Source organism: Lactiplantibacillus paraxiangfangensis (genome assembly GCF_036246185.1).
Lineage (GTDB): Bacteria > Bacillota > Bacilli > Lactobacillales > Lactobacillaceae > Lactiplantibacillus > Lactiplantibacillus paraxiangfangensis.
In genome coordinates, this window is the sequence record NZ_BTPW01000034.1 from 1 (window position 1) to 24,824 (window position 24,824).

The following is a 24,824-nucleotide window of genomic DNA, read 5'->3' on the forward strand; positions in this document are numbered from 1 at the left end:
AGATAATCATTTGCTTCGTATCTTCTGATATCTGGCAATGCGGTTTAACTAATGATGTTTGTGCGCTAAAAGTATGCTTACAGGATTTACAACGATAACGTTGCTTACGCAATTTTAAAATAATTGGTCGTTCTTTGACTGGAGGCATTCTGACATTAATTAGATTAGTCCCAAAACGCACTACGTCGGGCTGGCCACAAAGTGGGCAGTTCTTTAAAGGATAGGTCAGTTTAGCGTGAACGACCTGTTTGCTTGGATTACTACTATCAATATCAGTACAAATAATATTTGGGTCTTTAATTTGAAGAGTATCTTCGATAAAATGATTTTGGGACATCTTTTCTCACTTGCCTTTACTTTTACTTTGGTCGGTACGGGTGGTGCATTTGGGGGGTGTCCTTTTATTTTACACAAAAACTGGGTGTTGATGGAAATCCATCAACACCCAATATTCTAGAGCCTTCATTTTCGAATTGGTTTTCTTTTTTTGTTCTGAATTGTAAATTCAATCCGAATTCGTGTGTAAAAGCGCGACCAATTTTTGTAACCGTATGCCGTCCGTTTGATTTGCTTTATTTTGCGATTAACGCCCTCTAAAGGGCCATTGGAGTAGGTACTTGCCATCATGTTTTTGATTAGAGACAGATGTTTACGATAGGTTTTCATGGTTGTTTCAAGCTGTGAACTGACTTTGTCAGTTCTACTTAAAGCTTCAATGAAACGTTGGTAATCTCTGGTTCTTAACGCATCCACTAAAGCGTGCGCTGTAAAGTAAGTATGCTGAAAAGTTGGATCAAGTTCTAGGCCTTTTAAGATTAACTGTTCTTGGGTAAACCAGTCTTTTAGATGCGTAAACCATTGTGGTTTACGTGTTTCTAGGTTTGAATACGATTTTAAGAATAAGCGCCAATGATGTTTGAGTATCCGATATTCTTTGGTGTCTGATGAAAAGTGATGCATCAACTGTACCCGCGTCTGATTCAAGGCCTGAAGTCCCATTTGAACTAAATGAAAATTGTCGGCGATAATCTTAGCTTTAGGAAAGACTTCGCGTATAACCGACTGATATTGGGCGTTAAAATCAATGACAATCTGCTGAACTTCATTACGTTCCTTCAGTGAATAGTGATTCAGAAAATGCTTCTTAATGTTTCGGTTAAGGCGATCCGGCAAGACTGTCACTAGCTGATGAGAGTCACCATCAATGGCGATGAAGCTCATTTGATGGCCTGTAGAGCGGAATTCATCAAAGCACAATGTCTTGGGTAATGTGTTTAAAGCAATCTTGGTTTGGGTGGACAAAGAATCAATGACACGATTAACTGCGACTGGTGAGACATTCAATTCATCCGCAATATCAGTAACGCTACGGTCTTTAATGAGTCTTAAGATGATCATTTGCTTCGTATCTTCTGATATCTGACAATGTGGTTTAACTAATGATGTTTGTGCGCTAAAAGTATGCTTACAGGATTTACACCGATAACGTTGTTTAAGTAATTTCAGGATAATTGGTCGTTCTTTGACTGGGGGCATTCTGACATTAATTAGATTAGTCCCAAAGCGCACTACTTCGGGCTGGCCACAAAGTGGGCAGTTCTCTAAAGAATAGGTCAGTTTAGCGTGAACAACCTGTTTGCTTGGATTGCTGCTATCAATACTAGTACAAATAATATTTGGGTCTTTAATTTGAAGGGTTTCTTCGATAAAATGGTTTTGGGACATCTTTTCTCACTTGCCTTTACTTTTACTTTGGTCGGTACGGGTGGTGCATTTGGGGGGTGTCCTTTTATTTTACACAAAAACTGGGTGTTGATGGAAATCCATCAACACCCAATATTCTAGAGCCCGAAAAATCAGCTTGAGTGGCTTTTTGCTTGATTTGAGTACTTTACGAATTAGGAAGCTTCCCGTATACTCCGATGTGCGATAAAAAATAAGCAACACGGAAAGGAGTTTATCCCTGATATGAATTCTGAAAAGGTTCATTACAAAATGTACAAAAGTGGTAAAAGGTGGCTAACTGCAGGAGCGACAATTCTGATGGTTGGTGTTTACAATCAATTGGAGGCTCAGGCAGCCACAGCTGAACCTACGTCCGAAACGCAGGATACTGTAAGCGCTAAAACTGATGAAAGCAGTTTTGACAAGACCGTTACACTCACAACATCGCGCAATCAAACCCAATCAACCCGTATGGGGACGAATGAAACCGATTCCGATACTAATCTAACAGAAAATGACGTGGCACCAGTTTCTGACCAGTCGGCACCGGCGTCCAACGAGACGGTTGTTGAGTCACAAGCAGAGACACCGAACGTCACTGAACAGACGGATTCTGAAGCGCAAGTGATTGCAAATGAATCAGATAATGAGGGGGTACCGGACTCAGCAGCAGTTTTAGAACACTCAGAAACTGACGTAAACAGTTTGACGGACGAACAGGCTAAAGCCCCGGCTCCCGCGACAACTGCACCCGTGCCCCTTGCTCGCACCACGGAAGCACCTGAAGATATTAACGTATGGATGCCAGACAAAAATCTGCAATACATCGTCTTGTATAACTTGCAACATAATCAGCATTTAGAGATCACGGATGTTAGTCAGATTACCAAACAAATGTTAGCGGACTTGGATGATAACTGGTCGACAGACATTAATTACCAAAGAGAAGATAAGGCGTATTTGGATGCATCACTAAATTTGGAGAGCCTAAAAGGGCTTGAATACGCTAAAAATCTCAAGCGGTTTACGGTCATGATTTCCCTGAATGCTTTGGGCGACCACGGTTATCCGTATAATCAAGGACGGAGTAAGCTGAAAGATATTAGTGCGCTACAAGGCATGGATTTGACTGAGCTAATCATCCAAGACACGTCGGTCAGTGACCTGACGCCCATCGCGGGAATGCGGCACTTGGAAATGCTATCGGTGGCACATAACTGGGTCAGTGATATTAGCGTGATCCATGATGCGACACAGACACTGAACGGTGAGGGGTACCCAGTGGGAAACCAGCAAATCAACTTGCCACCAGTTCGCATCCACGTTGATCCAAAGACGGGCAAATATACAACATCGGCCTACATCATTGATCTTAACGGGAACCGGGTTGCCTTAACACCGTCAACGCAATTTGCGACGGCGACCGGTGTTAACCTGAACGATTACGAAATTGAGTGGCAAAACTTCCAGTCTCCACAAGGCATGTTAGTGATGCAATTTAAGACGGTGGGGATTAACGGATCGACAACGGGTTATCCGTTCGGTGGTCGGGTTGTGATTCCCTATTTAATCGATGATCAGGCTGGCAACGCCCAAGTCAATTTTGTCGATGAAGACGGCAACGCCTTGACACAAGCGTTAAACTTGTTTGACCAGATTGGGCAGACGCAGGATTTGACGAAAAATTCGCAAGTGACCGCCGCCCTTGCTACGTTAAAGCAAAAAGGCTACAGTATTAAAACGATTCAAGGAGACACTAATTGGATTGTTGGCGAGCAATTAAATACGGTCACGTTTGTGCTGGAAAAAACCAAACATAAGGTGACGGTCGAAGCTAAGGATGAAGATGAACAACTCATTGCCGACGTACCGGTAACGGCCCCAACCGGAGTACCCGGATCGGATTGGACGATTGACGTTCCGGTCGTGCCAGGCTATGACTTTGTTTCTGCGGAACAGGATGGTCAAGCACTAACCGTAGCAGATGGTCAATTAACGGGAAAGTTTGGCGACCAGGATGTTAACGTTGTACTCAATTACCGTAAGAAGATTGGAAAAGTTACGGTGCACTATGTTGGTATGGACAACAAGCCTTTACGACCTAGTCAAACGCTCGAGGGAAAGTTTGGGACCGATTATACAGTGGCACCTGAAGACATTGAAGGTTGGCACCTTACGGCCGTTGAAGGTGATAAGGACGGGCAGTATGGCGATGGTGAGCAAGTGGTGACCTTTATTTATGAGCAGGATCTTGTAGCACCAGAACCAGCACCAGAACCGGAACCAGAACCAGAACCAGAACCAGAACCAGAACCAGAACCAGAACCAGAACCAAATCCAGAGCCGGAACCAGAACCGGAACCAGAACCGGAACCAGAACCAGAACCAGAACCAGAACCGGAACCAGAACCAGAACCAGAACCAGAACCAGAACCAGAACCAGAACCAGAACCAGAACCAGAACCAGAACCAGAACCAGGTCCGAATCCGGAACCGGGTCCAGGCCCAGAACCAGGTCCAGAACCAGGTCCAAAACCAGAACCAGGTCCAAATCCAAATCCAGAACCAGGTCCGAATCCGGAACCGGGTCCAGGTCCAGAACCAGGTCCAGAACCAGGTCCAAAACCAGAACCAGGCCCGGAACCAGGTCCAGGTCTGGAGTCAGCACCAGGTCTAGAATCAGGATTGGACCCGAAACCCAATCCAGATTCAGAACTAGGTTCGAATCCCAAGCCAGATTTGAAACCAACGCCAAATTCGGAACTAACCAATCCGAATGGCAAGGGTCCTTTATCAACAAAGCCAATCAAGCACACTAAACTGGATGCAAAGAAGCACCGTTCCACATCAAAACCAGCCACGATGGGGACGAAACGAGATACATTACCACAGACCGATGAACAAGTTGCGTCACATATACAACAATGGGGACTTGCACTAGCCGGATTAATGGCCGGACTAGTTATGTTCCGTAAGCGTCGCTGATAAATATTTCACTCTAAACTGAAGAATGATCATAACAAAGAACGCTTTGAGCCATGCACAGCTCAAAGCGTTCTTTGTGTTAAAACAGTTATTTTAAATCTTGTTTTACTTTTGAATGGAAAAATTGTCGTCCAATATCGTGACGCGTTCAACGGGTAAGCCAACGATTTTTAATTGGCGTTGCTTGTTAACGAAGATGGCACCATACAAGTCTGGGCGGTCTTTGCCCCAGTCGGGAAGTGGGCCGCCGGCAAAGAACAACCGGGTCGTTTCAATCTCACCATCAATGGAAGCTTTTGAAAAGATCGTGACACTCTCAAGATCGTTTTGACGAGGATACCCCGTCTTAGAATCCAGAATATGATGGTAGGATTTGCCGTTAAATTCCAAGTGCCGTTCATAAATACCGCTGGTGACGGCTGAACAAGGGCCGATTTGAACGCTAGCAATGGCATTTCCGCGGGGTGTCAGCGGGTTTTGAATGCCGACCCGCCACTGGCCGTCAGCGTGCAAAGGCGAATCCCCATACATCAAAAGGTTGCCGCCTAAATTAATCATGCCGGCGCGTTGTCCGAAGGCTTCCCAGTAATCTTGAACGCGGTCGGCGATGTAGCCCTTCGCAATACCGCCGAGATCCAGTTCCATTCCAGCGACTTTTAAAAAGACACTGAAATCAGCATCGTGACACACCACTTGCTGGGGATCGACGAGGCGTAAGCGGTCTTGAATCTCCGCGTCACTCGGAACGTGGGCATTTGAAAAACCAATCCGCCAAAGCTTGACAAGTGGGCCAATCAACGCGTTGAAGCCAAAGTGCTGCTGACTGAGTTGCACGGCCTGTTTAACAAGGCTGTAGGTTGCGGCACTGACTTGTACCGGGTGTTGACCCGCGGCTTGATTGATTGCCATGACCTCGGAATGTGACCGGTTGACCGTTAGGCGGTCTTCGTATTGGTCGATGAGGTCGCAAGCCTGCGTTAAGTAGTCGGAACGGTCGCTACCGAGTAAAGTTAAATCGATATCAGTTCCGAGCGCGTGGTGTGCGAGGTGCCGCCGTTGAATTGCTAAGTTATCAACAGCTGGTTGTTGATTGTCATTAAGAGTTGCCATCAAAATCCGTCCAATCTGTGGAAAACTAAATTAGGATACCGTTACAATGATCGACTTCGTGTTGAATGATTTGGGCAACGAAGTCACGAAACGTCTGTTGTTGAGGGGCAAAGTTCTGGTTGACGAACTTGACCGTAATCTGGTGATAACGTGTTGTCGTCCGTTCGCCACTTAGGGATAAGCACCCTTCACTCGTCTGATAGGCCCCGGTTTGGTTAATGATTTGAGGATTGATCATTGGAATAGCCAGTGGTCCCATTTGAACCACAATGATGCGTTTATTGACGCCAATCATGTTGGCCGCCATTCCAACGCAGGAAGCGCTATTAGCTGAGAGCGTGTCTAATAAGTTAGTAACAGTTGGCAAATCAGCACGGGTCGCAACCTGGGCTGGTGTTTGTAACGCTGCTGGGTCGTGGACAACGGGTTTGATCATGAAAAAGTCCTCCTCTTGATAATGCTTTCATTATAGAAGTTTTATGTGACGTCACGCAAGTTCTTAGTTAGTAAGCTGGCCTATCGTTAAATGTGAAATGGTGTTCAAAGCTCAAAAGGTTCGTTAAAATTAAAACAAACCGGCTGTGACTAAAGTCGTCAAGTCAGTTTTGTGATAGTTATGGGTATTCGTTCAATCAAGAGAAAATTATAGCAAGTTAAAATAATGGAGGATGAGTAAGATGGCGGCAGAAACAGTTATGACAACGCTGTGTGCGCCGGTTGCGGGACGGTTAAATGCATTAAAAGTAATAGATGATCCGGTCTTTTCCAAGGGGCTAATGGGGGTTGGATTTGCGATTGAACCGACGGATGGCCAAGTTCACGCACCGGTCAGTGGTCAAGTGACCATGGTAGCTGAAACGAAGCACGCAATTGGTCTTCAAACCGTGACAGGGCTAGAAGTGTTGATACATTTAGGCCTCGACACGGTTGAACTGAATGGTCGTCCTTACGAGCTCACGGTCAAAGTGGGGGATCAGGTGGTTGATGGCCAAGTCCTTGTCAAAATGGATTTGACCATGATCAAGCAGGCCCATAAAGCACCAACCGTGATCACCGTTGTGACCAATAGTGTCGCCCTGCACGCCCAACTTTTCCTAAAAGAAGAAGCGGAGTTGGTGCAGCCGCACGATTCGGTGGCAATGGTGATGATTCCAGAAGCCGCTGTATCAACCATGCCAAGTTCGGCTAGTGGACAAACTCAAACGTATGACCAACTAGCGACTCAAATTATTCAAGGGGTCGGTGGGCGAAACAACATCACCAGTGTGATCCACTGTATCACGCGGCTACGGTTTTATTTGAAAGATGAGGCACGGGTACAGCGGGTTCAACTGACTGAATTGTCAGGGGTGATCGACGTAGCACAAGCGGCCGACCAGTTTCAAGTCGTGATTGGCCCCACCGTGAATGACGTCTACGATGCCGCGATAGCCCAACTAGGACCGCAATTTATGGATGAAACGACTGACGCTGCGAGCGAACCACCAAAGCAAAAGGCGAAATCGCTATTAGGGGTAATTAAACAAAGTTTGAATAGCTTAATTGGCGTGATGACTGCTTCCATGATTCCGGTGATTGGTATCTTAGCGGGTTCTGGGATTCTAAAGGGAATTTTGGCGGCACTCACGGGGTTCAAAATTTTGAACCCCACCGATGGCACGTACATGGTACTCAACGCGGTGGGCGACGCGGTATTTTACTTTTTGCCGATTATCTTAGGGATTACGGCGGCAAAACGCTTAGGTTCGAATCCCATTGTTTTAGCAGTGGTCGGGGGAATCTTAGTTTACCCGTCGTTGATTAGTGCGGCGGGCAAGGCGACGACAGCTCAGATTACGGTATTCGGGTTGCCAGTCCACCTGATGACTTATTCTACTTCGGTTTTTCCGATTATCGTTGCGGCCTGGTTAGGTGTTTACGTTGAAAAAGGGTTAAAAAAACTGTTACCGGTCGCTTTGCGGGGCGTCTTTTTGCCAATCATCGAAGCGTCGATTTTAGGGCTAGTAATCTTGGTCATTGTCGGTCCCTTGATTACCGTTGCCAGTCAAGGTTTAGCCGACGCTATCCTTGCGACGTATAATTTCAGCCCGGCATTGTCAGGGCTTGTCGTTGGTGGCCTATATCAGTTAATGGTGATTTTTGGCCTGCACTGGGGATTAGTCCCGATTGTGGTCAATGATTTAGCGACTAATGGTCACAGTTATTTAAATGCGCTGATTTCAGTGACGATGGTGGCGCAGGGTGGGGCCGCGTTGGCCGTTTGCCTCAAAACGCGTCATCAGAAATTAAAGCGGTTATCATTGGCTGCGGCCGTCTCAGCATTTTGTGGGATTACCGAACCGGCAATTTACGGGGTTAACTTGAAGTATAAACGGGTCTTCATCGTTGGCAGTATTGCCAGTGCGTTAGGTGGATTACTGACGGGATTACTCCGAGTCAATAACTACGCGTTGTCCGGCGCTTTGATTGGATTTCCAGCCTTTATTACACCTAACGTTGGGATTGGCAGTAATTTCTATGGTTATTTGATTTCTCACTACGGGACACTATTAATTGCCGTAGTGGCCGTTTACTTCTTTGGATTTTCCGATAATAGGCGTACTGAAAAGGTGATGGATCGGTATTAGTGTCTTGTTTTAGGCCACATAAAAAATAGCACTACTAAAAGAGCCAATCAGAAAATTTCTGGTTGGCTCTTTTAGTAGTGCTTTAATAGCTTGGTTTAAAGGCAGGGGTCAGACTAGATTCTTTTAGAGCGACAGCTCGGTTCGTCGGAATCTCGCTACGTTGTGCTGACCAGTTGGGATCTTTAGTTAATTTCGTCGTTAAGTTGTTTTGATGCATGGTCATATTATTAGCATCATCTAAATCTAATTTAATTGCATGGTGATTGTTAATCATTAAAGTGGCGCGGTTATTGACCAGTTTAATGGTGAAGTGTTCCCGGATCGTGCGTTGATTGCCGCGGAACATGACCAATTGATGGTGTGTATTTAAGTAGACACTTGTCGCTGGTCTTGGACTGACCCAACGCCCCATAAAGTCGGTGGCGCTATAACGACTGACTACGTTGACCGTTGACTTAGTCGTTTGCACCGTACGATCCGTATGACGAGGTGTTGATTGGCAACCCGCAATTAATCCGGCTAGCGCAATCGCCATTCCGAATCCCCATATTTTTTGCATACATAATCTCCTCCAGCGTCCTAATTCCCGTTATTAAGACATAAGTTCTATTATAACGAAAGTGACGGTTAAGTTAAACTGATGCGATTAATTTTTATGCTTGAGGTTCGGTAATTTTCAATTGAATTGTTTTAAGACTAATTTAGCACGATTGAATCCCACTAAATTTCACCATGAAAAAAGATTGAAAGCAGACGGGAACAGACGTTGCTCGATGGTTAATGAACTTGATTAAAAATTCCGATTTTATATACAAAATGATACAAAAGATAATTTTAAAACTGGTTTAGAATGATCAAACGTTGTTGGCAAGGACGTTTGTTGAGCACAAATAAATTTAAGCCCTCTGACCTAGGATGGTTTTTTAGCTAAAATAGGCTACTATATATAGTGTTACTTACAACAACTAGCACCATTGGTTGTAGCGGCATTTTTAATGATACATAAACTAAAGGCTGAAACGACCCCAATAGCGATAATCGCTATCATAGCGGCAATGATAAGCCATTTATCAAGGTCAACCTTTAAACTATAAATTTAAAAAGTGGGGATACGTATGTTAACAACGTCAACCGGTGATATTTTAGACCAATTAAGAACTTTACCCGTAGTCAAACGGGGCGGAACGCAAACCAAGTTTCATCCTTATAAAATCAACTTTGTTTTAGCACAATTATTGGATGACCCCAAGGACCAAGCAGCGGTTAAAGAAGCGATTGTGGCGCATTATCAACAATCCGATCAGGTGGAAACGCGTGAGTTGCGTCCCGCACTCATTGCTATCTTTAACGACCTCGGATTAACGGACGCCGCCAAGCGGTACCAGGACTACTTTATTGCGGAGCAGGAAAGCTTTGCGGCCGCAACGAACGTTAAGGGCCGGATTGAGAAATTATTTAATCGGGATGCTGACGTAGTCCACGAAAATGCCAATAAGGATAGTACCGTTTTTAATACGCAGCGGGACCTTGAAGCCGGCGCGGCTAGTCGGGCGCTCGGATTAAAGATGCTACCAGATATTGTGGCTAAGGCCCATTTACGTGGTGACTTGCACTGGCACGATTTGGATTATTCACCCGTCACACCTGAAACCAACTGTTGCTTGATTGATTTCGACGGCATGTTTAAAAACGGCTATAAGATTGGAAATGCCGAAGTCGCTTCGCCGCGTTCCATTCAAACGGCCACGGCACAAATGGCCCAGATTATTGCCAACGTGGCTTCCCTTCAATACGGTGGGTGTTCCGCTAACCGGGTGGATCAGTTGTTGGCACCGTATGCTGAGATCAACTTCCAAAAGCATATGAAGGATGCTGAAAAGTGGGTCGCTGAAGATCAACGGAACGCTTATGCAAAGACCAAAACGAAAAAAGACATTTACGACGCAATGCAGGCGTTGGAATATGAAATCAACACGCTCTACTCATCACAGGGGCAAACGCCATTTACGACGGTTAACTTTGGTCTGGGAACGAGTTGGATTGAACGTGAAATTCAACGTGCCATCTTGAAAATTCGGATTAAGGGGCTTGGCAAAGAACAACGGACGGCAATTTTCCCTAAGTTGATTTTCACCATGAAGCGGGGACTTAATTTAAGTCCCGATGATCCTAATTACGATATTAAAGAGTTGGCAATTGAATGTTCTACCAAGCGGATGTACCCCGATCTTTTGATGTACGATAAAATCAAAGAATTGACGGGTAGTTTTAAGACACCGATGGGTTGCCGTTCCTTCTTGCAAGGCTGGAAAGATGAAAATGGCCATGAGGTCAATTCTGGTCGGATGAACCTTGGTGTTGTGACCGTTAATTTGCCACGGATCGCCTTATCCGCACACGGTGATCAGGGCTTGTTCTGGGAAATCTTCGATGAACGGATGGCGACGTGTCATCAAGCCTTGGCTTACCGCGTCGAACGGACGAAGGAAGCTAAGCCTGAAAACGCACCGTTGCTTTACATGTACGGGGCGTTCGGCAAACGACTACCTGCCGGGGGCAACGTAGACGACCTCTTCAAGAACCAGCGGGCGACGGTTTCCTTAGGCTATATCGGCTTATATGAAGTTTGCACGACGTTCTTTGGCCCGGATTGGGAAAAGGACGAGCACGCGTTGACATTTGCCGAAGACGTGGTTAAAGCGTTACGCGACAAGTGTGCACAGTGGGCTCAGGAAAGTGGGTATCACTACAGCCTGTATTCCACACCCGCTGAATCTTTAACGGACACGTTCTGTCGAGACGACATTGCCAAGTTTGGTAAGGTCGCTGATATTACGGACAAGGAATATTACACGAATAGTTTTCACTACGATGTCCGCAAGCACCCAACGCCGTTTGAAAAATTAACGCTGGAAGAACGTTTTCCAAAATACGCTTCGGGTGGTTTCATCCACTACTGTGAATATCCTAATTTGACCCAAAACCCGAAAGCCTTAGAGGCGGTTTGGGACTGGGCTTACGATCACGTAGGCTATTTAGGGACCAATACGTCGATTGATCAGTGCTTTAAATGTGGTTTTAAGGGTGAGTTTACCGCAACCGCCCGCGGGTTCGTTTGCCCTGAATGTGGCAACCATGACCCTAAATATTGTGATGTTGTTAAGCGGACGTGTGGTTACTTAGGTAACCCGCAACAGCGACCAATGGTTCACGGTCGTCACGTTGAAATCGCGTCCCGTGCTAAAAATATGTCTTCGGAGATGATTAAGAATGCCGCGCGCTACGAAAGGACCAAACAATCCGATGCCCAAAGAATGGCTGGCAGAGGACTTAAGTGAACAATATGTTGCTGATTACAAGGCGTTTAATTTTGTTGATGGTGAAGGGGTTCGGTGTAGTCTCTATTTGAGTGGCTGTCCGTTTCATTGTCCGGGTTGTTACAACGTCGCTGCCCAGAATTTCCATTACGGGCAGCCGTATACCCAAGACTTGGAAGACCAAATCATCGAAGATTTAAGTCAAGATTACGTTCAAGGATTGACACTACTAGGCGGTGAACCGTTCTTAAATACACAAGTCGGGATTCGAATTTGTGAACGCGTCCGCAAAGAATTTGGCCACACTAAGGACATCTGGTCTTGGTCCGGCTACACGTGGGAAGAGCTACAAAAAGATTCTGAAGATAAATTAAAGATGTTGTCATTAATTGATATCCTAGTCGATGGTCGCTTTTTGAAGGACAAAATGGACTTAAAATTACAATTTCGTGGGAGTTCTAATCAGCGAATTATCGACGTTCCTAAGTCGTTAGCCAGTGATCAAGTGGTTATTTGGGATAAGCTAGTGCGTTAAGTAAATTAGTCGTGTATAATAGGGCTTAAGATATGATAACGTTTTCAAAGACGGCTGCTTATATGCCGGTTTGAATTTGCTCAATTATCAACGTTTAAACAGAATTAATAAAATGATATTAGGCACGATAAGCAATAGCACGATCGTTATAAAAAAGGGTTGGAGCGCGTGCCCCAACCCTTTTTGACATCATACTGGGGATATGGAAGGATTGAATAACAATGTTAACAATTATTAAACGTTTTCAGACGCGCTACTTTCACTTTTGGGATCGACTGAACGTCTTGCGCGCCGGTATTTTAGGAGCAAACGATGGGATTATCTCGGTTTCAGGAATTGTATTGGGCGCGGTGGGCGCAAATATGAGCAACCAAACATTGTTTATCAGTGGAATTTCCGGAATGCTTGCGGGTGCTTGTTCCATGGCTGGCGGCGAATACGTTTCGGTGAGCGCTCAAAAAGACGTTCAGGTCAGCTGTTTAAATGATCAAACGGCACCAGAGTCCCGAAACTCTGAAGCCTATCAAACTAAAATTCAAGAAATCGACTTAATGAATCCGTTACACGCGGCGGTCATGTCGTTTGTCTCGTTCATGCTGGGCGCCTTGATTCCACTCTTAGCTATCAGTTTGTCAACACCAGCTTGGCGCTTAACGAACACGTTGATTGCCATGGTAATCGCGTTAACGTTGAACGCGACAATCAGTGCACAACGCGGTGCCATTTCGGTTCGCAAGGTTGTGTTGCGTAACATTACGATTGGTTTGGTAACGGCTTTTGTAACTTTTGTTATGGGGTCATTATTAGGTGGTGCGGTTTAAGTACTAAACAATAATATTTGTAAATGAAAAAGGAGTTACGATTTTTATCGTAGCTCCTTTTTATTAGGATTCACTAGATGCTTGTTCAGGTTGATCTTGGGCTTTGCGTGCCAAGTAGCGTTGATTACCACGCCGTAGTTCAATAATGGTCCATGCGAGTAGGGCAATGATAATAATGATTAAAACGGCAGCAATCCAGTTAGATAGCGTCAGTTGTGTTTTAGTCGGATTATCGCCAAAGAACCCGGCGATTTGTGGGGCGAGACCGTACATGTTTAATCCGGTTAATGCGATGACCGAGAGCCAGCCGAGACCCTTGATCCACCAGCTATTTTTGAACCGTTGTCCCATTTCGGCGGAACTGTCGGTCATCATTAGTAACGGTAGCATTGAAAACGGTAAGGCGAAGGCTAGAAAGACTTGGGAATTATTCATTAAGTCGTTTAGCGCCACGTGTTCGTCAATCGCACTCTTGCCACTGGTCAGTACCACGCAGATTAGGACGGGAATGACGGATAATAAACGGGTGACTAACCGCCGTAACCAGAGTGGCATCCGCATGTGGATAAAGCCTTCCATAATGACTTGCCCCGTTAAGGTCCCAGTAATCGTGGAGTTTTGTCCGGAAGCTAATAGCGCAACGGCGAATAGCGCTGACAAGATGCCAGACCGAGCGACACTGATCAGAACACCGTTACTGAGGGACGCGGTGTTTGAGAGGGCTTGATACAGGCCGAAGAATGAAGGATCCTTGACGGCACCGGTTTTGAAAACGGCCACTCCCGTGATGAGGAGTAGTGCGTTGACAAAGAAGGCGGCCGTCAATTGAATGTTGGAATCGAGACTGGCAAATTTAACGGTCCGAGCAACCGCTTCTTCGTCATGGTGGTCAGTCTTTCGGGTTTGTGAAATGGCTGAGTGGAGGTACAAGTTGTGGGGCATGACGGTCGCACCAATAATGCCTAAGGCGCCACTTAGCGGGGTCATACCAGCAACTGTCCGGCTATTGGAAAAGGTTGCGCCCGTAGGAACCAGTCCAGCGAAGACTTGCCCCCAGTTGGGGCTTGATAGGACGACTTGGTAAACAAAGACCAACAAGATAACGAGAATTAGGCAGACGACGATGGCCTCAATCTTCCGGAAGCCAATTTTGGTCAATAATAGCAGGAGTAATACGTCAAAGACCGTAATGAAGACTGCGATGACTAAAGGAATTTTGAATAAAAGGTACAGGGCAATTGCGGCACCGATAACTTCCGCGATGTCCGTTGCCATAATGGCAAATTCGGTTAAGATCCATAAGACGATTCCAAGTGATTTGCTCGTGCGAGCACGAATTGCTTGGGCCAAGTCCATCTGTGTCACGATACCAAGTTTAGCCGCCATGTATTGGAGTAACATCGCAATCAAACTTGAAATCAAGATCACGGACATTAACAAGTACGAAAAATTTTGACCACCAGTAATGGAAGTGGACCAGTTCCCAGGATCCATATAACCGACTGCCACTAAAGCACCTGGCCCCGAGTAGGCGAGGAGTGTTCGCCAGAACCCAATATCCTTTGGTACGCTAATCGTTCCGTTGATTTCTTCCAGTGAAGGGCCATTAGCATACTCAATTAGCTTGTGCTGCCGCTTCTTTAATGGAGTGCTGTTCATGATAATATAACCGCCTTTCTTCAAAAACTGGTTACATTGTAGCTTCATTTTGCTAATCATTAAATAAAAGTTAGGGATAACTTAAAAATATAACGTCTTTTTTATCAACGCCGGGTTAAGTTAAAGAACTAATGAGAGAAGGGTGTTAGTTGAACCCGGGAAAACTTGAGGTCGGCGTTATATTGGCAATGTTCGTTAATTGATTTTACAAATGAACCATAACAAGTGTAAATGTTAACAATATCAGCGGATTAAGCTGTTAATTTACGAAAAATATGGTAAAGTCTATGTTGAAAAATAGTTTGTTCAATGACTTGAACTGGTCATTGAGTAAATTTGAACGTGTTGTGATAAATTAATCAATCTGGATTGGGCATAAATTGCTAAGGAGTGGAAAAAATGGAATACGTGAGGGTGCTGATGGAGAATCGACAGGCAAAAAACATTGGACCGCCACAATTGTCAGACTATCGACGAGCCTTAAACTGCCGGTAGTCCGCAAACGATTACAGTGGCTAAGGACGAATGGGTCAAAGACCATTGGGGCAACGCGAACGAATCCGTTAGCGTTGGTTCACAAGGTCGCTAGTTTGTAACGGTTTTACTAGCGTCGCTGATGGTTGGGCACTCCCGTTTAGTGTAGTAATACGGGGTTGGATCTGTATTGCTGAAACGTGAGTACCCAGTATGGAAAAAGACCGGTAGTTTAGACAGTTCGGACTGATTAAGTTGTGGTCAAATAGTTAGGTGTGATTTTTTGAATCAGTTTTTGTTTGGAAAGTAAAACTGATCAGGCGCCATTGCTATCAGGGAAAAGTTCATCGGATTAAGTCGAATTTGAAAGCGGATTACTTGCTTTTACTTGGCAGTCCAGTTTAAGCTAAGGCTAAACTGTGAAGGAGTGATTTGTAATGAGTAAGACTTTTAATCAAACTGAATTAGCAAAATACAATGGTCAAGCTGGTCAACCGGCCTACGTTGCCGTTGACGGTGTTGTCTATGACGTGACGGGTGTTGCTGCTTGGGCGGGTGGCAAGCATCATGGTAATTTGGCTGGTCAAGAATTGACGGACATCATTGATACCAAATCACCACACGGTCGTGGCGTTCTCAAGAAGTTAACCGTGGTTGGTCAGTACGTTGCGGACTAGGTATGACGGCGCAATGGCTAAGCATAGTTAGTCAATTAAGCATACAAAATCAGTTAAATGAACTGTCAGGCGGGAAGTGATTCTCCGCCTTTTTTAATGCAATTGTTATTAAAATGTAACTTACGAACGGACAATTTGGCATGCTATAGTGAACACTCGATACACAAACTAGGAGGGTTTACAAATGCCACGGAATTTAAAAGAAGAAGTTGTGTTTACAGCCATTATGGCAGGATTGATGGTGCTGGTTATGACAGCGTATAACGTTGCGATGGCGCAGGGCTTTAGTAATGGCTTAATCATGGCAATCTTAAGTGGGTACCCGCTTGGTTTAGTTGTTGCTATCATCTTAGATCTGTTGGTCGTAGGACCAATTGCCAAAGGATTAGCTTTCAAATATATCATTAATGATTACATGCGTAAAAAGACCGTTTTAATCGGAATTACGATTTCCGTTTTAATGGTACTTGGCATGGTAACTTGTATGTCCCTATTTGGGATTACGGTGGAAGGTAAACTGGCCGGGGGACACGTTCTTGCAACGTACGGCCACACTTGGATTTTTAACTTGATCGTTGCGTTACCGTTACAGTTATTGATCGTAGGGCCAATTGCCCGCGGTGTGCTGGGTAAGATGCAACAAGCAACTGCTAAGACCGAAGCGGCTGCTAAAACTGAAGACTAAGAGTGGGCCGAAAAGCGGTTAGTTTGTGAGCATTAACGTGGCATCAGTGATTATTCCTGGGCTTGGAATGGTTGCTGATGCCGGGTTAAGCGGAATAAACTGCTTTTTGGGCCACGTTTCGACCATAATTATAGTAAAACCGTTTGGAAATTTTAAATTTCTGGACGGTTTTTATTTTCTGAAAATATCCAATTAAATAAGTTGAGGATACTGATACTATCAGGATAACACTGAAGGATAAGTTGAAATAGTTAAACGCGTAAATCGTTGCTGTATCAACATTTGGGGCACTTTAATGGTTACTGAAAGAATATAAAATATATTATCAGCGAGCTTGAAGATTGATTGAAACTGCGTGAAAATAGAGATGAATTAAAGGAATGTTGATAAATATAATTTTAGGTGGGATTGATGATGGAACAGAAACAGACACATTTTAAGATGTATAAAATTGGTCGTCGCTGGGCGTTTGCCTGTGCAATCATTCTAGCGTTAGGGGGCGCGACATTAACGGCGCGTGCGGATGATAACGGTGCCAAGAATGCTGAAAGTATTAGTTCTAGTTCGGTAAGTAGTGAGAGCCAGTCAGGGCAGACGTCACAGGATTCGAATTCTGCATCACAGTCACAAACCAAGGCTGGTGTGACGTCAGAACAACAAACACAAACAACCGGTGCAAAACAGACAAAGACGGCACCAGCGCCTAAAACTGATTCAAATTTGGGTAAGCAAGATGACCAAAAAGAATCACAAAAAAATAGTGAGATCAAAAAAGTTGTCCCTAATAAAGCCGATGTAACGTCGCAAAGTGATAACAGTGCGAATAAACAAGACCAAAAACCAATGGCAACCGATCTGAAGTTAGATGCATCGGCCACAGCCAAGCCAAAAACAACTGATACCACGCCGCAACCTGTTAAAACGACGGATTCAGTTAAAGCTGATAATCCAGCTGTCCAGGATGGTGGAAAGGTTGAGGACGATTATGCAGATTTACATAACATTCTAGGGGTTTCTTCTCAATTTCATATTTTTGCGCGGGAAGCTGAACTAAACGCGCATACGAATGGGAACATTGCTGTCGGGATGCTTTCAGGAAACGTCAACTTTGGGACCAATATTATTGAAGAATTATTGGATAAAGATATTTCTTATATTCAAAATATTGATAAGATTGCGAACAGCTCGTTTGTTTCTGCTGGTGATACCCGGGTTAATAAGGTTATCTTCGGTCAGAATGTCGATATTGACGTCTCAAACCCCAACCGACCTAAGATTAACGGGACCGATATTGATCACTTGCTTGCCTCAGAAGTTTATCAAGATAAAAACGGTAACGTTTATATCGACTTTGACAAGGAATTTGCTAAGCTAGAAAAATTAAGCGGCAGCATGAGTAATCAGAAGCCGCACGTTAACTACACAAATAGTGACTTCAGTGATATGAATAATCGAGTCATCGATGTCAGTGATCTAGAACCCGATGAAAATGGGCATATTATCATTAACTTATCAGCGGACGTTTTAAACGGGAGTACACCATTGACGATCCAAGGGGTATCCGCAGATAAGGATGGGAATACGGTCATCATTAACGTGGATACTGAGGGTAATCAAGATTACCATATCAATTCACAAATCAAAGTTATTTACGATGATGGTAGTATTCGGGATAACAAGGAAACCGAAGACTTTGGGGATAACCATTTGTTGTGGAACTTCTATGATTCGACGGCAAGTGACCAATTGGCAACGGGCACTATTTCAATTGACCGGCCATTTCAAGGTAGTGTCTTAGCTCCTAAGGCGGAAGTTGTGGCTAATCAAAACGTTGATGGTAACATTATCGCGGATAAAGTCGTTGTTAACGCTGAAACCCACCGTTGGGATTTACAAGATAATGTTGATAACGAGGGTGATCCCGATCCAGAAGAACCACTAGACGTTGAAGAACCGGAAAATCCAGAAGAACCCGAAAACCCAGAAGAACCCGAAAACCCTGAAGAACCTGAGAATCCAGAGGAACCCGAGAATCCAGAGGAACCCGAGAATCCCGAAGAACCCGGAAACCCTGAGGAACCTGGGGACATCGAAGAACCGGAACAACCTGGTGAAACTGAGGAGCCTGGGGATGTTGAAGAACCAGAACAACCCGGTGAAACTGAGGAGCCTGGGGATGTTGAAGAACCGGAACAACCCGGTGAAACCGAAGAACCCGAGGACGTTGAAGAACCGGAACAACCCGAAGAAGAGTTTGAAGAGGAAATCGACGAAGAAATCAGTGAGGGTGTTGATCCTGATGAAATCGTGGATGAAATTGAAGACGAAGTTGAAAAAGAAATTGATAACAACGCAGTCACAGCTGAAACGGCTGATGAACTAGAAACGGCCTTTGAAGAGATTCAAAAGGAACCCGTTAGCGAGCAGCCAGCTGAAGAAGAGACGTTGCTGAACCTGATTGATTACGCCATCCAACAGGCTAAAGAACAACATAACGATCGTTTAGTGGCTAAGTTGGAAGGCTTACGGACTCAAGTAGTTGATGTCTTAGCTGCACACGGACAAGGATTACCACAAACGGATGAAAGTCAGAATCAATGGCTTAGTTTGGCTGGGATTGCCTTAGCAAGCAGTTTAGTTTTAGCAGCGTATGGGTTACGTCGTAAGCAAAATGCTTAAAGCGATATTTGATTGTTAAAAAGTCAGTATCATTTAGTGGTTTCCACATTTTGTGGGAATCACTTTTTTTATATCAAACATAGGAGATTAAAAATAATTTACAGCTTTAAATGGCAATAAAAAAGTCACCAGACATTAATTGGTCTAGTGACACCGAATCGTTTTTACTCCATGACCATGCCTAATCCTTTGACCCCGTTCTGCCCACTCAGCTGAGTGGTGTAATTGCTAACCCCCATTAGCTTTTACAACTATCATTATAAATGATTGACATTAATAGTCAATATTTATTCGAATATATTTATAAAAGTAATGTCAACTAATTTCCGAGCCGAATTAATGCTAATTTCCAAATTGGTCTAAAGCTTATTAGGACGGAAAAAACCACCAATAACGGTTTCGTCATTGGTGGTTGATCGGTTGGTAAGGTTTAGTTACGAATTAATTGGTTGAAGTTAAATTCATTAGGAATGAAGTGCGATTCGGTGTATTCAAATTGGCGACCATCGTCATTAAAGGAAATGCTGATCATGTTGCCAACGCAGTTATTTTGCCCTAAATCCAAATGTTCGGTATCAAGTTCGCTGGCAGAGTCGACCCGTAACATCCGTTTGACGACTGCAATCTTGATCTTAAGGTCCTTTTTCAGGTAGTGATAAATCGATTTTTTCGCAATCGCAGGCGTAATTCCCGGTGTTAACTGGGCGTTAAAGTAGTTGATATCAATAACGGCCCGGGTACCGTTGATGAGGCGCAAACGTTGAATCGCATAGACGGGAATGCCGACTTCGAAGGCCGTCTTAGCGCTCAATTCTGAATCGACCATGACCTGCTTAAAGCTAACCACGTCAGTTTCGTACGTAAGCGCCCGACCGCTGTTCAATTGTTTGACCCCGTTTGTGTCGCCAAGGTCGAGGTTGAACTTTTGTGTCTGCGGGGAGTGTTCTAGTAATACGACCCCACGGCCCTTAACACTGTAAACGAGGCCCTCTGCGGCCAGTTTTTTGATGGCTTTACGCACCGCGTAGCGACTACCGTTAAATTCTTGAATTAAGTCGTCTTCAATTGGTAAGCGCATCTTGATACTGTATTGTCCGGCCAAGATACGTTTTTTCAAAGTTTGATAGATGGTTTCAAACGTTACTTTTTCCATGTTGTCACCCTCATAAGCGTTGTTGTTTGTCTACATTATAACAAATTATTGGTCCTGTTTAATAAATAAACGAATAAATCTTCAAATTTGTTCGAATAAAATTGACAGTGGTTAAACGCTTTCTTTATAATGGGGCTAGTAATTAATTCGATGAAAATATGGGGGATAAAACGATGCAAGTAGAACACCAAACATTAAGTGCAAAACAGCACCCGTTTCAGGTGACAGCATACTGGCTTGATCAAATCTCAGATTTTGAAGAGAACGTGGACTATCCAGTCATGATCATTTGTCCGGGAGGTGGCTTTACTTACCATTCGGGGCGGGAAGAAACACCGATTGCAACGCGGTTCAACGCGGAAGGCATGCACACGATCGTGCTAAATTATCAGTTAGAAACCACTGAGGGGGAGTCGGTGTATCCGTGGGCGCTACAACAAGTTGCACAGACCATTGCGTGGGTCACGGCCCATGCGCAGGAACGGCACGTCGCAACTGATCGGATCTTTTTGACGGGCTTTTCTGCGGGGGGACACGTCGTTGCGTTATATAACGCGGTCGCAACTGATCCTGAATTGTGTCAACGATACGGCCTGAACGAGTATGTTGGGGAACACGCCGCCGTTATTTTAGGTTATCCAGTCATTGATTTAAATGCGGGTTTTCCAACTAATGACGCTGATAAAAAACTAGTGACCGTGGATGAACAGTTGTGGTCCGCACAAAAATTGGTTTCCAAGGCGACTAAACCAGCGTTTGTTTGGCAAACGGCGACCGATGAATTAGTGCCAGCACGAAACTCAATGTTATACGTTCAAGCACTGATGGAAAATGAGGTTGACGTGGAGTACCATCTCTTCGGCAGTGGTATTCACGGCTTAGCGCTGGCCAATCACGTGACTGAGAAGCCGACTAAATCCAAGTATTTAAATAAGGCAGCGAGCCAGTGGATCAACTTAGCAACGCAGTGGTTGCAACAAGAAGGACTACTGGACGGCCAATTTTAAAGATACAAAAGTTATGACAGCACCGCTGATAGACCTGATTACAGGTTTAGCGAGCGGTGCTGTTATTTATTTTGAATAAAATTTACCTATGACGTGGCGCAAAATTCTGCGGTATAATTTTAGGTACGAATAATCAATAGAGGGAGCGATTTATTATGGCGACCAACCAGCACTTAGTCATCATTTCATTGGATGCACTTGGATTCCGAGATTTACGCGAACATCAGGCGGAATTACCTGTGTTAAATCAGTTGATGACGGGGGGCGCTTGGGTCAAGTCCGTGACGGGAATTTATCCGACCCTGACTTACCCGTCACATACGACCATTATCACTGGCCAGTACCCGAACGTGCACGGAATTGTGAACAATACCAAGATTCAACCCAAGCGACGTTCACCTGATTGGTATTGGTACCAAAAAGATGTGAAAGTGCCAACGCTTTACGATTTGGCACGGCAACAGAAAATGACGACGGCTGCCTTTTTATGGCCCGTTACCGCGGGAAGTAAGATTACATATAATTTAGCCGAAATTTTTCCAAACCGAATTTGGACGAACCAAGTACTCGTCTCAATTAAAGCTAGTTCACCGTTATTCCTATTAGAGATGAACCATAAGTATGGGCATCTTCGTCGGGGAATCAAGCAGCCCCAGCTGGATGACTTTATCACGGCATGTGCGGTCGATACGTTGACTAACAAACGTCCTAATTTGACGATGCTTCATTTAGTCGACATGGATAGTATGCGGCACCGCTATGGCGTGCGCTCTAAAGAAGCGATGCAAGCGTTACACCGGTTGGATCAACACGTTGGGCAAGTTATTGACGCAACCAAAGCGGCGGGGACCTTTGACGATACGAACTTTGTGATTTTGGGCGACCATTATCAAATTAACGTTGACCATATGATCCACCTCAACACGTTATTTGCACAGCGTGGGTGGTTGACACCCCGGCAAGACCAAACGTTCGAAGATGATTGGCAAGTCATGGCTAAGACGGCCGATGGGTCAACGTATATTTACACGCGCAATTTCAGTGAACTTGACGCGTTAAAGGAACTTATCAGTTCAGTAGAAGGTGTTGAAGCCGTAATCGATGGGCAAGCCGCGGCCAAACGTGGGGCGGACCCTGCGTGTGTGTTAATGGTTGAAGCTAAAGCCGGCTATTACTTTACTGATGAAAGTCGGCGACCATTAGTCGTTGAACCCGTTCACCCGGCGACGTTAGGCCAACCGGATCGTTACCACGGTGTTCACGGGTACGATCCAACCAAGCCAGATTATCAAACCACGTTACTCTTTAACGGGCCAGCGGTTAAGGCGGGCGTTACGATTGAAAAGGCTAACTTAGTTGACGAAGCACCAACCTTTGCCCGGCTACTCGGTCTGCATTTTGACGGCCCGATGCCCGGACAAAGTTTAGACGGCATATTTAGTTAAGGGGAACTTGAATGAAATTTAATAAGCAACAGTGGGGTTGGATCTTTTATGATTGGGCCAACTCTGGTTATGGCATTATTGTGACGACCGCCGTTTTACCGGTTTATTTTAAGGCCGTTGCGCAAGCCAGTGGGGTCACCCCTGCTAATGCAACGGCGTACTGGGGCTACGCGAATAGTATTGGGACGTTACTCGTTTCAATCTTGGCGCCGGTCTTAGGGGCGCTGGCGGACTATCCACATGCGAAGAAACGAATGCTCAATATCTTTTCGATGGTCGGGATGTTAATGACTTTAGGACTAAGCATTGCACCGCCCAGTGCGTGGAAATGGTTACTCGGCATCTATATCTTATCGATTATTGGATACTCCGGGGGAAATTTATTCTATGACAGCTTCTTAACGGACGTTGCCCCGGATAATCAAATGGACCGGTTATCTTCATACGGTTACGGCTTCGGTTACTTAGGCGGCGTCCTAGCCTTCATCCTATTCTTAGTCTTGCAATTAACCAGTGGATTTGGGCTATTATCAAGTTACGGGGTCGCACGGTGGAGCTTTGTGCTCGCGGCAGTTTGGTGGGTCATTTTCTACATTCCATTGTTGAAAAATGTTCACCAGAAGTACGCGTTAGCGCCGAATGACCATCCGGTGCGCGCCAGCTTCCGACGAGTCTGGACGACATTGAAACATATTCGCAATTACCGGGCAGCGGCCTGGTTCTTAGTGGCTTACTTCTTCTACATTGACGGGGTCGATACGATTTTTACCATGGCCACTTCCATTGGCATGGACATGGGTATCACGACCACGACGTTAATGTTGGTGCTGTTAGTTGTTCAGTTAGTCGCTTTTCCATTTTCGTTGCTATACGGTTGGCTGGCTAACAAGACTTCAACGCGAACGGGAATTTTGTTAGGCATTTTGATTTACCTGGGTATTTGCCTTTACGCCCTACATTTACAGTCAGTCACGGATTTCTGGGTACTCGCCGTGTTAGTGGGAACGAGTCAAGGCGGCATTCAGGCGTTGAGTCGGTCGTACTTTGGCCGGTTAATTCCTAAAAAGAGTGGGAGCGAGTTCTTTGGCTTCTATAATATTTTAGGCAAGTTTTCAGCCGTCATGGGACCAGTTCTTGTAGGAATCGTGACCCAGATGACGGGTAAATCAACGATTGGTGCGGCTTCATTAAGTATTCTATTCTTAATCGGGCTCGTTATTTTCCTAGCATTGCCACATCTGAATCAAACTAAATCAGTTTAAGATAAAGCACTTTTTAGAAATGCAAAAAATTTCTGAGAAGTGTTTTTTGTTTAACCTATAACTATTTTTTCCGGTTGCCACTGATGACATGCGGTCGTGGGACCGGGTCTAGCCTGAGGAGCGGTCTAGACCCTCGCCCGGAATAATCTTTGAATGACAGCTGTTCCGGACCGTCCGAGGCCTAAGACCGGAAAATCACCGGTCAAAGGCCACCTTCACGACCGATATCATCAGTGACAACCTCTGATTATCCGACAGTAATAACGGTAGCACAGCTGGTCTTAGCGAAGTCGGGTAGGTTGGTGTGCTGTGTCGGCAAGATTGGCGGATGGGGTTTACGCCAATCTTGCGGGGCGATTCAAAGACGTGGGTTGTCGGCTTTGAATCGAGGTCCCAGACCGATCCATGGCTGGGACCATCCCTCATAGCTACACCAACCTACCCGACGGAGCGATTAGATTGAAAATAACGATTGCTGCCATTACGGTTTTGACGACAATTTCTGACCTGGCAATTTTTAAAAGAAGATGTTCTTGTGTACTAGTCCCTGTCAAGTTGACAGGTGAAATAATATAATTTTCGAGTTCTGTCTAAGCGGCTTTGCCGCGGTATTCTACCGCGGTGAAGCCGCTTCTTTGTGTTGTCCGGTCAATGTAATTGAAG

18 protein-coding genes are annotated in these 24,824 nt (G+C 45.0%); 11 read left to right on the forward strand and 7 right to left on the reverse strand.

The features are described from left to right. Together AAA939_RS13775 and AAA939_RS13780 are read right to left on the reverse strand one after the other, a co-directional pair. Positions 1-337: transposase family protein (locus AAA939_RS13775; RefSeq protein WP_338230934.1), on the reverse strand; the 337-nt coding region annotated here is incomplete at its 3' end. Positions 338-462: 125 nt separating this feature from the next. Then, complete coding sequence (locus AAA939_RS13780; RefSeq protein WP_338230990.1) at positions 463-1,725, reverse strand: ISL3 family transposase; 1,263 nt, start codon at positions 1,723-1,725, stop codon at positions 463-465. A 243-nt stretch (positions 1,726-1,968) separates the two neighbouring features. On the opposite strand from AAA939_RS13780, the gene AAA939_RS13785 reads away from it, so the two are divergent. Then, positions 1,969-4,710, forward strand: coding sequence for a MucBP domain-containing protein (locus AAA939_RS13785; RefSeq protein WP_338230992.1), 2,742 nt, complete (start codon positions 1,969-1,971; stop codon positions 4,708-4,710). A gap of 105 nt (positions 4,711-4,815) precedes the next feature. On the opposite strand, the gene AAA939_RS13790 is transcribed toward AAA939_RS13785, so the two are convergent. Continuing rightward, positions 4,816-5,820, reverse strand: coding sequence for an FAD:protein FMN transferase (locus AAA939_RS13790; RefSeq protein ID WP_338211358.1), 1,005 nt, complete (start codon positions 5,818-5,820; stop codon positions 4,816-4,818). A 25-nt stretch (positions 5,821-5,845) separates the two neighbouring features. Next, positions 5,846-6,256, reverse strand: a complete 411-nt coding sequence (locus AAA939_RS13795; RefSeq protein ID WP_338211360.1) for a peptide deformylase — start codon at positions 6,254-6,256, stop codon at positions 5,846-5,848. A gap of 232 nt (positions 6,257-6,488) precedes the next feature. Between AAA939_RS13795 and AAA939_RS13800 the strand changes: the two genes are divergently transcribed. After that, entirely contained in the window at positions 6,489-8,447 is a 1,959-nt protein-coding gene (locus tag AAA939_RS13800; RefSeq protein WP_338230994.1) for a PTS sugar transporter subunit IIABC, read from the forward strand. An 82-nt stretch (positions 8,448-8,529) separates the two neighbouring features. Here AAA939_RS13800 and AAA939_RS13805 read toward each other — a convergent pair whose 3' ends face one another. After that, on the reverse strand, positions 8,530-9,006 hold the full coding sequence (locus AAA939_RS13805) for a hypothetical protein (RefSeq protein WP_338211364.1): 477 nt from the start codon (positions 9,004-9,006) through the stop codon (positions 8,530-8,532). Positions 9,007-9,562: 556 nt separating this feature from the next. On the opposite strand from AAA939_RS13805, the gene nrdD reads away from it, so the two are divergent. The 3 genes from nrdD (at position 9,563) to AAA939_RS13820 (ending at position 13,120) form a co-directional block, all read left to right on the forward strand. Continuing rightward, positions 9,563-11,785 (forward strand): anaerobic ribonucleoside-triphosphate reductase, encoded by a 2,223-nt coding sequence (gene nrdD, locus AAA939_RS13810; protein WP_338211366.1) that lies wholly within the window; start codon positions 9,563-9,565, stop codon positions 11,783-11,785. Further along, a complete protein-coding gene (gene nrdG / locus AAA939_RS13815) occupies positions 11,751-12,299 on the forward strand; it encodes an anaerobic ribonucleoside-triphosphate reductase activating protein (RefSeq protein WP_420914936.1) in 549 nt (182 codons plus the stop codon). Before nrdD ends, nrdG begins: the two co-directional genes overlap by 35 nt. Positions 12,300-12,520: 221 nt before the next feature. Next, the gene (locus AAA939_RS13820) at positions 12,521-13,120 is read left to right on the forward strand and encodes a VIT1/CCC1 transporter family protein (protein WP_338211370.1); all 600 of its coding nucleotides are present in this window, start codon (positions 12,521-12,523) and stop codon (positions 13,118-13,120) included. A gap of 63 nt (positions 13,121-13,183) precedes the next feature. Here the strand turns inward: AAA939_RS13820 and AAA939_RS13825 are convergent, their stop codons facing one another. Continuing rightward, positions 13,184-14,779, reverse strand: a complete 1,596-nt coding sequence (locus tag AAA939_RS13825) for an Nramp family divalent metal transporter (RefSeq protein ID WP_338211372.1) — start codon at positions 14,777-14,779, stop codon at positions 13,184-13,186. Positions 14,780-15,690: 911 nt separating this feature from the next. On the opposite strand from AAA939_RS13825, the gene AAA939_RS13830 reads away from it, so the two are divergent. The 3 genes from AAA939_RS13830 (at position 15,691) to AAA939_RS13840 (ending at position 19,294) form a co-directional block, all read left to right on the forward strand. Beyond that, on the forward strand, positions 15,691-15,930 hold the full coding sequence (locus AAA939_RS13830; protein ID WP_338211373.1) for a cytochrome b5 domain-containing protein: 240 nt from the start codon (positions 15,691-15,693) through the stop codon (positions 15,928-15,930). Between the two features lie 184 nt (positions 15,931-16,114). Beyond that, positions 16,115-16,615, forward strand: coding sequence for a DUF2798 domain-containing protein (locus AAA939_RS13835; RefSeq protein WP_338211374.1), 501 nt, complete (start codon positions 16,115-16,117; stop codon positions 16,613-16,615). 414 nt (positions 16,616-17,029) lie between these two features. After that, entirely contained in the window at positions 17,030-19,294 is a 2,265-nt protein-coding gene (locus AAA939_RS13840; protein WP_338211385.1) for a collagen-binding domain-containing protein, read from the forward strand. Between the two features lie 430 nt (positions 19,295-19,724). Here AAA939_RS13840 and AAA939_RS13845 read toward each other — a convergent pair whose 3' ends face one another. Further along, a complete protein-coding gene (locus AAA939_RS13845; protein ID WP_338211378.1) occupies positions 19,725-20,447 on the reverse strand; it encodes a GntR family transcriptional regulator in 723 nt (240 codons plus the stop codon). A gap of 173 nt (positions 20,448-20,620) precedes the next feature. Here AAA939_RS13845 and AAA939_RS13850 point away from each other — a divergent pair, with 173 nt between their 5' ends. The 3 genes from AAA939_RS13850 (at position 20,621) to AAA939_RS13860 (ending at position 24,161) form a co-directional block, all read left to right on the forward strand. Then, positions 20,621-21,454, forward strand: coding sequence for an alpha/beta hydrolase (locus AAA939_RS13850; protein WP_338211379.1), 834 nt, complete (start codon positions 20,621-20,623; stop codon positions 21,452-21,454). A gap of 155 nt (positions 21,455-21,609) precedes the next feature. Then, entirely contained in the window at positions 21,610-22,899 is a 1,290-nt protein-coding gene (locus AAA939_RS13855) for an alkaline phosphatase family protein (protein ID WP_338211381.1), read from the forward strand. 11 nt (positions 22,900-22,910) lie between these two features. Further along, entirely contained in the window at positions 22,911-24,161 is a 1,251-nt protein-coding gene (locus AAA939_RS13860; RefSeq protein WP_338211383.1) for an MFS transporter, read from the forward strand. Positions 24,162-24,824 lie beyond the last annotated feature (663 nt).